The organism is Magnetococcales bacterium (assembly GCA_015231925.1).
Taxonomy (GTDB): domain Bacteria; phylum Pseudomonadota; class Magnetococcia; order Magnetococcales; family JADGAQ01; genus JADGAQ01.
Window position 1 is genome coordinate 20,405 of the sequence record JADGAQ010000021.1, and the last position, 13,349, is coordinate 33,753.

The following is a 13,349-nucleotide window of genomic DNA, read 5'->3' on the forward strand; positions in this document are numbered from 1 at the left end:
CCCATTGACTCATTCAGGGAGGAAATTATGCCACGCCAGAGATCGTCGGGGAAGTTGACTTTGCATCAACAGGCGCGCATTGCCGGGGCGAGGCAGGAGCGGACCGCGCGACGTCGCGGCGCGGTTGTGGTGGAAGAAGAGGGGAATTGGGGCGCCGAGGAGGATGGGCTGGTGGTGGCCCATTACGGGTACAACGTGGCGGTCAAAGGCGCCGACGGGGTGGAATGCCGCGCCGCCGTGCGCGAGACCCTCTCCGAGGATCCGGTTTGTGGCGATAAGGTGCGCTGGCGTCGCAACGAGCGGGGTGAGGGCATCATCGAAGCCCTGGAGCCCCGCCACGGGGTTCTGGTGCGCCCGACCTTCCGGGGGGCGCGTCAGGTATTGGCCGCCAACGTGGACCAGATGGTGATCACCGTGGCCGCCTACCATCCCAATACCGGATTGATCGACCGCTATCTGGTGGCGGCGGAAGTGGCGGGTATCGTGCCGATCATCGTGGTCAACAAGATGGATCTGGTGGAGGCGGAAGAGGATCTGAACTTCTTCCTGGCCCCCTATCCGGAGATGGGCTACCTGGTGATCAAGGTCTCCGCCGTGGCGGGCAAGGGATTGAAGTCCCTTGGGAAATGCCTGCAGGATCGGGTTTCGGTGGTGGTGGGTCATTCGGGGGTGGGTAAATCCTCCCTGATCGCCCGGTGGGTGCCGGACGAAACCCTCTCCGTCCGAACGGTGAATCGTACCACCGGAAAAGGTCGGCACACCACCGCGGTGGCGCGGCTCTACCCCTTGGAAGGGGGCGGGGCGCTCATCGACTCGCCGGGCATTCGCGCCTTCGGGTTGTCGGGAGTGGCCGCGGCGGATATTCCCCGCTATTTCCGGGACATCGCCCCCTATCTGGACCAGTGCCGCTTCAGCGACTGCCGCCATCGGGAGGAGCCAGGCTGCCAGGTGAAAAAGGCGGTCAAGAAGGGCAAGATCGATGCGTTGCGGTTGGAAAGCCTGCATCGCATGGTGGACAGCCTGGACGAGGTGTAGCGGGTTTGCGGTAAGTTGTCTTCCGATTGCAGTTAATATGAGTATCCTGTAGGATGAACGAGATAGGGGTGGCTCCGCTCTCGGGAGGGAAGAAGATGTCCGAATCCGTGACTTTCGATGATGTGTGGAAAATGTTCCAGGAGATGGTGCGCGAGAATCGCGAGCGCAGTGCCGAGTGGGAGCGGCAGACCCAGGAGACGAGCCGGAAGAACCAGGAGACGGACGATAAAATGGAGGAGACGGCGCACCAGATGAAAGAGACGGAGCGTCAGATGAAAGAGACGGACCGTCAGATGAAAGAGACGGAGCGTCAGATGAAAGAGACGGACCGCAAAATGGAGGAGACGGATCGCAAGCTCAAGGAAAACACTCGTGTGGGGGACAACCTGACGGGAAAGTGGGGTTGGTTTCTGGAGTGGCTGGTAGCTCCCGCCTGCGAGCGGGTTTTCGCCGAGCGGGGTGTTCCGGTGCATGAGGTACACCAGCGGGTGCGCAAGCGCACCACGGATGGCCGGACTTTGGAAGTGGATATCCTGGTGGTCAACGAGAATACCGTGGTTCTGGTGGAGGTCAAGAGTTCCCTGGGGGTGCCCGACGTGAGGCGCCACCTGAAGCGTTTGGCCCGGTTCAAGGAGTTTTTTCCCCGTTATGGCGATTGCCGGGTCATGGGAGCGGTAATCGGCATCGATACGGAGGAACGTGCCGAAGAGTTCGCCCGCAACGAGGGTCTGTTTGTCCTGACCCACTCGGGGGAAGATATACGGATCGCCAATCCGGCGGGCTTCGTGCCACGGGTGTGGTGAGTGTTACCAGTGAGGGCGTTGCAATACACCCGCCGCCAAGCGGAAATGCTGTAATTTCTTGAACTTTTTATATGTTATCTTCCGAGCAGTAGGAAATTTTATATCATCTTGCTTTCTGTTTTTGCATTTTTATTGAACATCCAGAACCTGTGTATCGCTGTATGGCTATTGTATCGTGCTGTTTATCATAAACACAAAACATCGCCCCGTTTCATCTGCTGTAGTAATCGGAAGGCGCCCGTCTGCCAGGTGAAAAGGCGGGCCAGTAAGGCAGGATCGAGCCCCGGCGGACGGAGAGCCGGCTTGGTGGCTGGTTTGGAATCCTGACAAGGAGAGGGAGGGAAATGCCACAGTTATCGAAAATAAACATCCGGGGATTCCGTCGGCTGCGCGATGTCTCTATCGACATGCGTTCTTTGATGGTCATGATTGGCGGCAACGGTGTGGGCAAGACCTCGATGTTGGATGCCTTGTCACTGCTTTCGGCATCGGCATCCGGGACCATGAACAAAACCTTGAGTGATCTGGGCGGAATTGCCGATGTCGCTACCTCGGGCTACCCCGAGGGCATTGGCTTCGAAGCGGCCATGGATATTCCGGGACAGTGTCCGCTGGAATATCGCCTGCATTTGGAGGTAAAGGGCTATACCTACCAGATTGCTGAAGAAGGGCTTGTTCAGGAAAGAGGCAGAAAAGAACCCTTTAAATATCTTGAAGCCTTTAGAGACAATATTTGTTATTTTCCAGCGAACAATGAGAAGCTTGTAAGGCCGGATTGGAAATATAATAATCTTGAGTCGGCGCTTTCGCAAATCCCTAAAATGTTCAGGGAGCCGGAAGCGTTTCGAAACGTACTGGGTTCCGCTACCAAGTACCATGTTCTCGATGTGGCAAAAAATTCCCCCATCCGGCTGCCGCAACAGATGCGACCGTCCGGACTTCCCGGCTCCAATGGCGAGGAACTGATTTCTTTTCTGTATACCCTGAAAGAGACCGACCCGGACCGATATGAGCAGATCGAAGATACCTTGCGAGCCGCTTTCCCCCGGTTTGAGATGCTGAAATTTCCTCCGGCCGCAGCGGGCATGCTCTCCTTGACCTGGAAGGAGACCTCTTTCAGAAATCCGGTTTATATACACCAACTTTCGGAAGGCACTCTTCGTTTTCTCTGGTTGATCTCCTTGTTGCAAAGCCCCGTTCTGCCAACCATCACCCTCATCGATGAACCCGAAGTCAGCCTGCATCCCGAATTGTTGAGCCTTTTGGCGGATCTCTTGCGGGAAGCATCCAAAAGGACCCAGATAGTTGTTGCCACTCATTCCGATCGTCTTATTCGTTTTCTGAAACCGGAGGAGGTCCTGGTTCTGGATGGCGACGAAGAAGGTCATACTCAGGTGACCTGGGGAGATGCCCTGGACCTGAAGGAGTGGCTCCAGGATGTCATGACGCCTCGGAGTGGGATCCTTGACCATTAATCGCACGGAATGACCATGACCGACACGACCGCTTCCCCGGATGCCCCCCGCTGGGATCTCTCCTCCATCTACACGGGAGTCGACGACCCCGAACTCGACGCCGATCTGGCCCGGTTGACGGATCAGTACCGGGCCTTTTCCAGTGCCTTCCAGGGGCGGCTCGAAACCCGTCTGGGGGAGGCGTTGCCGGCCTGGGAGGGGATTCAGCAACGACTGAACCGGGTCTTTCTCTATCTGCATCTGCGGCATGCCGCAGATCTCGAAGACGAGGCGGTCAAAAACCGGTTGCACGAGGCCAATACCCGGGTGGATGCCCTCGGGGGCGAACACGCCACCTTTTTCCCCATCGAAATCGCCGCCTTGCCGGAAGCGGTGTGCGAAACCCTGATGGCCACGGATCCCCAGTGTCGGCGCCTGCGCGCCTGGATCGGGGAGGTTCGCCGCCAGCGCCCCTTCATGCTCTCCACCGAGGTGGAGTCGGCGCTCACCAAACGCGCCACCTTCGGTTCCCAGTCCTGGGCGGCCTATTACGACGAGGTGGAAGCCGAGCTGCGTTTTGCCCTGCCGGAAGGCTCCCGCACCCTGGCCCAGACGCTGCACCGCCTGGGAGAGGAGCCCGATGCCGAACAACGCTTCGCCATCTTGACCGCGCTGAACGATGGGCTGGGCGGGGCCTTCGCCCGCTTTTCCGCCCAGGTGCTCAACATGGTGGTCGGCAGCAAGCGGGTGGAGGATCGGGAGCGGGGCTACGCCCATCCCCTGGACTACCGCAACCGCAACAACCGGTTACCCGATGCCGTGGTCACGGCGTTGCATCACGCCGTGGAAGAGGAGGCCGCTCCCCTCTGCCAACGCTATTATCGTCTCAAGGCCCGCCTGATGGGGGTGTCGCGTCTGCGCTGGAGCGATCGCAACGCCTTGTTGCCTTTCGCCGATCGGAGCCATATTCCTTACCACGAAGCGCGGGAGATGGTCCACGGGGCCTTCGCCAGCTTCAGTCCCACCCTGGCTCGCCTGGCCGAAAGCGTTTCCACCGATCGGGCCATCGACGCCCAGGTTCGTCCCGCCAAGCAGAGCGGGGCCTTCAACTATTCCGTGGTGCTGCCCGAGGGCGGTAACGCCTCCTATGTGTTGATGAACTACCAGGGGGGCAGTCGCGACGTGATGACCCTGGCTCACGAACTGGGTCACGCCGTCCACGGCCTTCTGGCCGGCGCCGCCCAGGGACCGCTGCTCTCTTCCGCGCCCATGGCCTACGCCGAAACCGCCTCCATCTTCGCCGAAATGACCACCTTCCGCTTTCTGCGGGAGCGCCTGCGCCAAGACGGCAAGGATCACGCCCTGCTGGCCTTGCTCATGGGGCGCATCGAGGATTTCCTCAACACCGTGGTGCGTCAGATCGGCTTTTCCCGCTTCGAACAAAAGGTTCACGGCGCCGGCGGTCGGTTGTCCGCTCTCGATCTTTCCCGATTCTGGCAGGAGAGCCTGATCGGTTTCTATGGTCCGGAAGGGGAGGTTTTCACCTATGCCTCCACTGAAAATCTCTGGAGCTACATCAGCCACTTCCACAATCCCTTCTACGTCTACGCCTATGCCTGCGGGGAATTGTTGACCCAGAGCCTCTATGCGGTTCAGGGTGCCTTGGGGGCGGATTTCGAAAGCCGTTATCTGGATCTTCTCCGGGCCGGTGGATCCCAGGACGTGAACGCTCTTCTCGCTCCTTTCGGTCTTGACCCCGCCGCGGCCGACTTCTGGAAACAGGGCATCCGCTGCAGTCTGGGGGAGATGTTGGCCGAAGCGGAGTTGCTGGCGGGGCATTCTTCATAGATAATTAACAAAACCCCACGATTTTCACCTTTTTAAGAGGCAATAGACCGTAATACGCCACGGAAAGGTTCTTCCGTGGCCTTTTCCATTAACAAAATTAGCCTGCCATTAACATTTACCCTTTCCTTTGCCCCTGCCCCTGGGGTATTCATGCCCAGGCAGTCGGTCCTGGCAGGATTGCCAAGCCTCTCATTGAAAGTTACGTGTCAATCGAGAAAAAGGGAGGGAAAAAGCCTCATGGATACGTTGTTTGTACTTGCAATTGTTGCTGTTATCATCGTTTTGTTGTTCGACTATACAAATGGCTTTCATGACGCCTCGAACATCATCGGAACCATCATCGCCTCCCGGGCCATGACCCCCGTGCAATCGGTGATCGTGGTGGCCACCTTCGAATTTCTCGGTCCGGTGTTGGGAGGAACCGCCGTGGCCAACACCATCGGCAAGTTCATCAGCATCGGCGACCTGCCGCCCCTGATGAGTACGTCGGTGATCTTGTGCGGCATCTTCGGGGCCATTTTCTGGAATCTGGCCACCTGGTGGTTCGGGATTCCCTCCTCTTCGTCCCATGCCCTGGTAGGGGGACTGATCGGGGGAGTCGTCATCGCCGCCGGGGCCGATCATGTGATCTGGGGTTTCTCCGATCTGCTGCACTTCAAACTGAACGGTTTCACCAAGATCCTGGCCTCTTTGATCGTCTCTCCCGTGTTGGGATTCTGGGTGGGCTTTTTCATCTATCGCTTGATGTTCGCCTCCCTGGTCAAGGCCAAGCCCACGGTCAACAAACCGTTGCGCAAGGCTCAGTTCCTCACCGCCGCCGGACTCTCCTTCTCCCACGGGGCCAACGATGCCCAGAAGAGCATGGGTATCATCACCCTGGTGCTGGTTCTCGGCGGATTTCTCAAGGATTTCGTCGTGCCCTTCTGGGTGATCCTGGCCTGCGCCATCGCCATCACCCTCGGTATTCTTTCGGGCGGCTGGCGCATCGTGCGCACGGTCGGTTTCGGTATCTACAAGGTGCGCCCCATTCATGCGCTTTCCACCCAGTTGACTTCCGCCACGGTGATTCTGTCGGCTTCGGTGCTGGGAGCCCCGGTTTCCACCACCCACGTGGTGAGTTCCGCCATCATGGGTATCGGTTCGGCGGAGCGTCCCAAAGCGGTGCGTTGGGCCAAGGCCACCGAAATCGTCAGCACCTGGCTGATCACCATTCCGGGTTCCGGGCTGGTGGGTGTTCTGGCCTATCTGGTGGTGCGCTTCCTGACCGGTGGTGCGGTCTGAGGCGCGTCGCTTAACAAATCGTTTTCGTCTATCCAAGTTGCAAGGAGATAAAAATGAGCGGATCTTCCAACTCTCTGGCTGTGCGCCTTCTCAATAACGTATTTCCCCGCATGCCCGACTTCTACGGCATGATCAACGAACAGTGCGTCGTGGCCCTGGAGGCCATGGAAGCCTTCGTGGAGTTTATGGAGACCGGAAACGTCGAAAAGAGCAATCTGGTGCGCGAGCTGGAAAAGAAGGGCGACGAGATCAAGGCCCGCAACATGATGATGCTCAACAACGCCTTCGCCACCCCCATGGATCGGGAGGATATCTATCGGGCCATCTCCTCCATCGACATGATCATGAACTACGCCAAGACCACGGTGCGGGAGATGGAGGTTCTGGAGCTGGGACCGGACAACTACTGCCGCGAAATGGCGGTTCTGCTGCGGGACGGCGTGGATGCCCTCAAACGGGGTTTCGGCAAGCTGGGAACGGCTCCGGCTCTGGCGGAAGAGGATTGCCAGACGGTCAACAAGACGGAACGCAACGTGGAGAAGTGCTACCGCCGCGCCATCGCCGACCTCTTCAAGGCGGACGAAGCCTTGTTGCACAGCCTGGAGAACAGCGAGCCCGGTGCCCAGGCCAAGGCCATGCTGCAGGTGACCTCCATGTTCAAGCGGCGTGAACTCTACCGCCACATGTCCAATTCCGCCGACCAGTTGAACCGGGCGGGTGAGATTCTCCACGACATCGTGGTGCAGATTTCTTAACAGGCTGTTAACCCCCTCAGGGGCGGAATGTCGCAAAGGCCGGACCGATTGGTCCGGCCTTTTTGTTAATGAAACTCAAATACGAAATCGGGGCGGTAGTGTACAATTAGCGGTTAAATAAGGGGTCTGCAACACAAAATACCAAAAAAATTGTGTTGAATCATTAATAATACGCTAAAATTAATGAAACGTTCTTGCAACTTTCAAAATTATCGGACATAGTTTCTCCCGTCGTCCGCGGCGACTCAGGGTGAGACCCCAACTGTCAAAGGCATTCCCCAACAAATCGATAACCAAATGGCAGCCTGCGTTAACAAACCAGGCGGTACGGCGGGGGTTTGCCCGGGGACAAGAAAGGCTTGGATCAACAGCGCGGAGCGGAAGGCAAAGAGACCATGGATAGCAGTATGATAGTCAACCTGATGTGGGTGGCGATCGTCGTCATCCTCATATTCGATTTCACCAACGGTTTTCACGATGCGTCGAACATCACCGGTACGATCATCGCCTCCCGGGCCATGACCCCGATTCAGGCGGCTCTGCTCACGGGTGTGTTCCACTTCATCGGCCCCATGCTGGGTGGCACCGCCGTGGCGGATACCATCGGCAAGTTCGTCAAGATCAACGATCTGAGCAGTCTGGTTTCGATAACCATCCTGCTGTGCGGGATCTTCGGCTCCATCTTCTGGAACCTGCTGACCTGGTGGTTCGGCATGCCCTCCTCCTCCTCCCATGCCCTGGTGGGGGGTATTGGTGGCGCGGTTCTCTTCGCGGCGGGTGCGGACCATGTGATGTGGGGTTGGGACGATCTGTTTCTGAAGGGTAAAATGAGTGGTGTGATGAAAGTTATTCTCTCACTATTCATCTCACCCATTCTCGGCTTCGTCGTTGGCTGGCTGTTGATGAAGATCACCCGACGTCTGGTGGCCAACGCCAAACCCAAGGTGAACAAGGTCTTCATTGTCATGCAATGGTTCAGCGCTGCCGGCATGTCCTTCTCCCACGGTACCAACGATGCCCAGAAGAGCATGGGCATCATCGCCCTGGCCTTGTTGCTGGGCGGCGAAATCCAGAAGTTCCATGTGCCGTTCTGGGTCATCTTCACCTGTGCGTTGTTCATTACCCTGGGCAACATGTTCGGCGGCTGGCGCATCGTGAAAACCGTGGGCTTCGGCATCTTCCGGGTGCGGCCGATTCACTCTTTCAACGCCCAGTTGGCGGCGGCCTCGGTCATTTACGGCGCGGCGGTCTTCGGGGCCCCGGTTTCCACCACCCACGTGGCGGGTTCCTCGATCATGGGTATCGGTTCCGCCGAGCAGCCCAATGCGGTCAAGTGGGGCAAGGGCAAGGAGATGGTGGCGACCTGGTTGATCACCATCCCCGGTTCGGGATTGGTGGCGGGTTTGACGTACACGGTGGTGCACCTCGTGACGGGCATCGGTTGAACACGGTTATTATCACGGCGGATAGTCGCTAACAGAGGAGACGACGAATGGGTTCCAGCAATTCGCTTTTTGGCAAGATGCTCGACAATGTTTTTCCCCGGGTTCCCCCGTTTTTGAGCATGATCACGGTACAGTGTGAGATTCTCACGTCGAGTTTGAACATCCTGGCCGGCTACATGGGCGGCGAGGTCAAGGATGCCGTGGCCAACATCGCCAAGCAGGAGGAGGCGGCCCACGCTCTCAAGGAGAAGCATCTCGATATTCTGAACAATGCCTTCTCCACCCCGATCGACCGGGAGGATGTATTGCGGGCCATTACCACATTGGATATCCCGGTCGGGTCGGCCCGGGTGGTGATGGAGGAGATGGAAGGTTTGAAGGTTGCCGCTGACAAATTCAGCCTGGAGATGTCGGTGATGTTGCGCGAAGCGGCCACGGCGATTCAACGGGGTTTCGGCAAACTGGAAACCAATCCGGGTTCGGCGGATCCGGATGCTCTCGGCGCGTTGCAGACCCTGCTTGGCATTGATCGGGTCTATCGCAAGGCTTTGGGTTCCCTGTATACCATTGACGAGGATCTGAAGCGCTTTGCGGCTCATACGGAAGATGCCGAGGTCAAGGCCATGCAGCATGTGGTGGATATGATGAAGCGTCGGGAAATGTATCGTCATCTGCGGGACTTGGGCATTCAGCTGTCGGATGCCGCCCGTGTACTGCATAGCATCGTGGTGCAGATCGGGTAGGTTGCACTCAGCGGTGGTTTGCTTCGCAGCCGGGCAGGTTTCCTGCCCGGCTATTTTTTTGGGAAGTGCGGGTCAAACGGGAATATATTTTTTGACTTTCAATATTTTATCTTTTAAGTATCAAAAAAAGGAAATGTTCTGTCTTTTGACTTTTCAGTCACCATTCATTTAGATCATCCCAGTCAAATGCCTGGCAGTTTTGCTATTGACTCAACATAAAAATTCAAAGAATAGAACATTTCCTTTTTTTGATACTTAAAAGATAAAATATTGAACGTCAACAGACTATAAAAAATAAAGATATTTGATCGAGGGGGGTGCAATTGGTTCATCAGGTAAAATGGTTGCGCAAGGCTTGAAGCAGTTCCTCGGTGTTAGGCGATTCGGCCACGACGGGGCAGGGGATCCCGTGACTGGCCAAAGATGCGGCGATTTTGGGGCTGAGGGCCGCCACTACTGCCGCTCCGGGAAAGGGGAGGTCCGGGGGCAGAAGTTGCAGAAAAACTTCCGCCGTGCGACTGCTGAAAAAGAGCACGGCATCGATGGTCTGCTTGGCGAGGGATTCCAGAACCGGTTCGGGCAGGGCGTTTGTCGGGATCATGCGGTAGGCGGTCAGCAGCGTGACCTGGCATCCGGTGGCCCGCAGTCGGGCGGGGAGTTCTTCCCGGCCCTCTTCGGCGCGGAGAAAGAGGAAGTGTCCCGCGTCCGGATGTTCGCCGAGGATGGTTTCCGCCAATCGCAGGGCGTCTTCGGGCTGGGTGGGCAATTTGGCTTGCCAACCGGCTTGTCGCAACACGGCGGCGGTTTTTTCGCCCACGGCGTAGATCGGGGGCCGGCTCGGACCGGGTTTCAGAGCGGCGAGCAGAGCGCGCGCGCCGTTGACGCTGGTGACGATAAGACCGTCGTAGCGGTCAAGCTGGTTCAGGGCTGTGGCCAGGGCCTCCGGTTGGTGCGGAGGGGCCAGCTCCAGGACCGGAGCGAGCAGAGGAACGCCTCCGGCGGCGCGAATCCGGGCAGCCGTCTCCTCGCCTTCGGCAAGGGGACGGGTGATCAGAATGCGGCGACCGTCGAGTGATTTCGTTTCCATTTCATTCGTTCATTGATACGGAGGTCCGGGGGCGATTATCGCCCCCCGACCCCCGTATAACTGAAGAAGACCACCGGTTCAGGGATTGGCCAGCAAGGTGGCCAGCAGGGCCTCGGCTCCCTGTTGCAACAGGGTCTCCGCAACGCCCCGTCCCAGGGTTTCGGCCTGATCCCGATGGGCGCTGCTTTCCGCCCGGAGGATCTCTCCGCCGTTCAGATCCGCCACCAGCCCCTGCAGATGGAGGTGTTCCCCCTCCGAAATGGCATGGGCGGCGATGGGTACCTGACAGCCTCCTTGCAGACGGTGCAGAAAGGCGCGTTCGGCGCGGACGCAGTCCTGGGTGACCGGATCGTTCAGAGGGGCGAGCAGCGCCTCGGTTCGGGTGTCGTCAAGACGCAGTTCGATGCCGACGGCGCCCTGTCCGGCGGCGGGCAGCATCCGGTCGATGGGCAGATAGGCCTTGACATATTGGGTCAGACCCAGTCGTTTCACCCCGGCGGCAGCCAGCAGAATGGCGTCGAATTCCCCGTTGCAGAGTTTTTCGATGCGGGTGTTGACGTTGCCCCGCAGGGGAATGACCTGCAAATCGGGCCGCCGATGCAACAACTGGCTTTGACGGCGCAGGGAAGAGGAGCCCACCCGAGCCTTGGGCGGCAGGTTTTCCAGATGGGTGTGGTTGACCGACAGCAGGGCGTCGCGGGGGTCTTCCCGGGTCAGAATCGGGCCCAATCCCAGACCTTCCGGGAAATCGCCCGGCACATCCTTCATGGAGTGGACCGCCAGATCGATCTCGCCGGCCAGCAGGGCCTCTTCCAGTTCCTTGACGAACAGTCCCTTGCCGCCGACTTTGGCCAGGGGCACATCCAGAATTTTGTCACCCTTGGTTTTGATGATGACCAGTTTCACCGTCAAACCGGGATGTTGGCTTTCCAGAAGGGAACGAACCCAGTTGGCTTGCCACAGGGCCAGCAGGCTGCCTCGGGTGCCGATACGCAGTTCCATCTCTTTCGATCCTTGCCACAGGCGTTGGCGGGGGTTATGAATCGGGCCGGTGAGGTGCCGGTTGGGCAGACCTTGACCAAATCCGTGCCTCAGGTCAAGGGGGCATGCCGGGATGAAGGGATCAAGGTGACCATGAGAGTCCTGGGAATCGAGTCGAGTTGCGATGAAACCGCGGCGGCGGTCGTGGAGGGGGAGGGACTGGAAGCGGTTCGCCTGCTCTCCAACGTGGTGCGTGACCAGATTGCGGAGCATGCCCCCTTCGGCGGAGTGGTGCCGGAGGTGGCCAGCCGGGCCCATGTGCGTCATATCGGCCTGGTGGTGAAAGCGGCGTTGCAAAAGGCCGGTTTGGGGCCGGGAGAGCTGGACGGTCTGGCGGTGACCCTGGGACCGGGCCTGATCGGCGGATTGCTGGTGGGGCTCTCCACCGCCCAGGGTCTGGCCATGGCCACCGGGTTGCCCCTGGTGGCCATTCACCATATGGAAGGGCATCTGGTCAGCCCGTTCTTGCAGCCGGAGAACGATTTCCGGGGTTTTCCCTTCGTGGCGCTGCTGGTTTCCGGGGGGCATACCCTGCTGGTCCTGGCGCAGCGCTTCGGGGAGTATCGCCTGCTGGGCCGCACCCGGGACGATGCGGTGGGGGAGGCTTTCGACAAGGGGGCGCGGGTGTTGGGCGTGGGCTATCCGGGCGGACCGGCCATTGCCCGACTGGCCCTCGGGGGACGGGTGGATGCGGTGCCTTTTCCCCGGGTGTTGCTGGACAAAGCGGGTTGCGACTTCTCCTTTTCGGGGTTGAAGACCAGCCTGCGGGTCTTCATGGAGCGGTTGCAGCAGACGCCGCGCCCCGATCTGAGCCTCGGTGACATTGCCGCCTCCTATCAGGAAGCCATCGTGGATACCCTGGTGGAGAAGTCCCTGACCGCCTGTCGGCGCTGTGAGGTGAACACCCTGCTGGTCGCCGGGGGCGTGGGGGCCAATGTCCGGCTGCGGGAGAAACTGACGGCCGCCGGAGAGCGTTTCGGTCTGCGCATCGGCTATCCGCCCCTGAACCTGTGTACCGACAACGGGGCCATGGTGGCGCTGGCGGGACTGCAGCGCCTGAAACTCGGCCAGGGGCAACGGGTTGCCTCCCTGAGCCTGGATGCCCGGCCCCGTTGGTCTCTGGAAGAGATTTGAGGGAGCGCCCATTTTTTGGGTTGCACACCGCATTATTCCAGGATAACCTTATCGAATTCAGGCGCTCGTGGCTCAGCCCGGATAGAGCAACTGGCTACGAACCAGTAGGTCGGAGGTTCGAATCCTTCCGAGCGCGCCAGAAAAATCAAGGGGTTAGACGGATTTCCGCCTAACCCCTTTTTCGTCCGGCAATCACATAGCAATCAATTGGGGGAAATTCGGGATTCCAGCAATCGGATTTCCCTGCCCCCCATGGTGCCAAACCATTCCCACACACCGGAAACGAAAAGGCCGGATCTCGGATCTCTCCAGCTCCTCGTTCGTTCTCTTGGTGGATACCATTCGTCACCTGGATGATGGCTTACTCGAAACCTGCCGGGGTTCCTGCATGGCGATGGTGGCCGCTTCGGCCAGGTCCAGCGATTCGCCCGCATACTCGATGATTGCCCGCAGCCCTTCGACTTGTGGCCTGTATATCTCCGTGCAGAAGGGTTCCTGGCCCGGCCAAGGTTGGCGTGTGCCGCACCGGCAGCGTCCTCTTCTGGTGCCCGGGATGGAAACTGGTACCGATGGACGGAATCCGGAAACGGCGGAATCGTGTGATCTTTCCAGGCATCGGGGTTGTGTTTTTTGGTGAACGGAACGGATTCGTCGGACATGGCTCGTTTGTAACTATTCAGAACCCGTCTTGACGAAATATCCTTGACACGGTTTTTTGCGATT

At 58.7% G+C, this 13,349-nt stretch carries 11 protein-coding genes and 1 tRNA gene; 10 read left to right on the forward strand and 2 right to left on the reverse strand.

The genetic code is table 11. The features are described from left to right. The first annotated feature begins 27 nt into the window (after nucleotides 1–27). The 8 genes from rsgA (at nucleotide 28) to HQL56_04385 (ending at nucleotide 9,364) form a co-directional block, all read left to right on the forward strand. Nucleotides 28–1,035 (forward strand): ribosome small subunit-dependent GTPase A, encoded by a 1,008-nt coding sequence (rsgA, locus tag HQL56_04350; GenBank protein ID MBF0308743.1) that lies wholly within the window; start codon nucleotides 28–30, stop codon nucleotides 1,033–1,035. Nucleotides 1,036–1,265: 230 nt separating this feature from the next. Beyond that, nucleotides 1,266–1,838 (forward strand): DUF3782 domain-containing protein, encoded by a 573-nt coding sequence (locus tag HQL56_04355; protein ID MBF0308744.1) that lies wholly within the window; start codon nucleotides 1,266–1,268, stop codon nucleotides 1,836–1,838. Nucleotides 1,839–2,182: 344 nt separating this feature from the next. Further along, nucleotides 2,183–3,313, forward strand: coding sequence for an AAA family ATPase (locus HQL56_04360; protein ID MBF0308745.1), 1,131 nt, complete (start codon nucleotides 2,183–2,185; stop codon nucleotides 3,311–3,313). Nucleotides 3,314–3,328: 15 nt separating this feature from the next. Beyond that, nucleotides 3,329–5,140 (forward strand): oligoendopeptidase F, encoded by a 1,812-nt coding sequence (locus tag HQL56_04365; GenBank protein MBF0308746.1) that lies wholly within the window; start codon nucleotides 3,329–3,331, stop codon nucleotides 5,138–5,140. Between the two features lie 237 nt (nucleotides 5,141–5,377). Next, nucleotides 5,378–6,421, forward strand: a complete 1,044-nt coding sequence (locus HQL56_04370) for an inorganic phosphate transporter (protein MBF0308747.1) — start codon at nucleotides 5,378–5,380, stop codon at nucleotides 6,419–6,421. 53 nt (nucleotides 6,422–6,474) lie between these two features. After that, on the forward strand, nucleotides 6,475–7,176 hold the full coding sequence (locus HQL56_04375; protein ID MBF0308748.1) for a DUF47 family protein: 702 nt from the start codon (nucleotides 6,475–6,477) through the stop codon (nucleotides 7,174–7,176). Between the two features lie 395 nt (nucleotides 7,177–7,571). Further along, nucleotides 7,572–8,621 (forward strand): inorganic phosphate transporter, encoded by a 1,050-nt coding sequence (locus HQL56_04380; protein MBF0308749.1) that lies wholly within the window; start codon nucleotides 7,572–7,574, stop codon nucleotides 8,619–8,621. Nucleotides 8,622–8,668: 47 nt separating this feature from the next. Continuing rightward, nucleotides 8,669–9,364, forward strand: coding sequence for a DUF47 family protein (locus HQL56_04385; GenBank protein MBF0308750.1), 696 nt, complete (start codon nucleotides 8,669–8,671; stop codon nucleotides 9,362–9,364). Nucleotides 9,365–9,695: 331 nt separating this feature from the next. Here the strand turns inward: HQL56_04385 and HQL56_04390 are convergent, their stop codons facing one another. Together HQL56_04390 and hemC are read right to left on the reverse strand one after the other, a co-directional pair. Beyond that, nucleotides 9,696–10,451 carry a uroporphyrinogen-III synthase gene (locus tag HQL56_04390; GenBank protein ID MBF0308751.1) on the reverse strand — a complete coding sequence of 252 codons (756 nt, stop codon included), beginning with the start codon at nucleotides 10,449–10,451 and terminating at the stop codon, nucleotides 9,696–9,698. A gap of 78 nt (nucleotides 10,452–10,529) precedes the next feature. Next, nucleotides 10,530–11,453: a hydroxymethylbilane synthase gene (gene hemC, locus HQL56_04395; protein ID MBF0308752.1), complete on the reverse strand. Its 924-nt coding sequence runs from the start codon at nucleotides 11,451–11,453 to the stop codon at nucleotides 10,530–10,532. Between the two features lie 132 nt (nucleotides 11,454–11,585). Here hemC and tsaD point away from each other — a divergent pair, with 132 nt between their 5' ends. Together tsaD and HQL56_04405 are read left to right on the forward strand one after the other, a co-directional pair. Next, nucleotides 11,586–12,626, forward strand: coding sequence for a tRNA (adenosine(37)-N6)-threonylcarbamoyltransferase complex transferase subunit TsaD (gene tsaD / locus HQL56_04400; protein ID MBF0308753.1), 1,041 nt, complete (start codon nucleotides 11,586–11,588; stop codon nucleotides 12,624–12,626). Nucleotides 12,627–12,687: 61 nt separating this feature from the next. After that, nucleotides 12,688–12,765: transfer RNA gene (locus HQL56_04405), tRNA-Arg, on the forward strand. The last annotated feature ends 584 nt before the right edge of the window (nucleotides 12,766–13,349 follow it).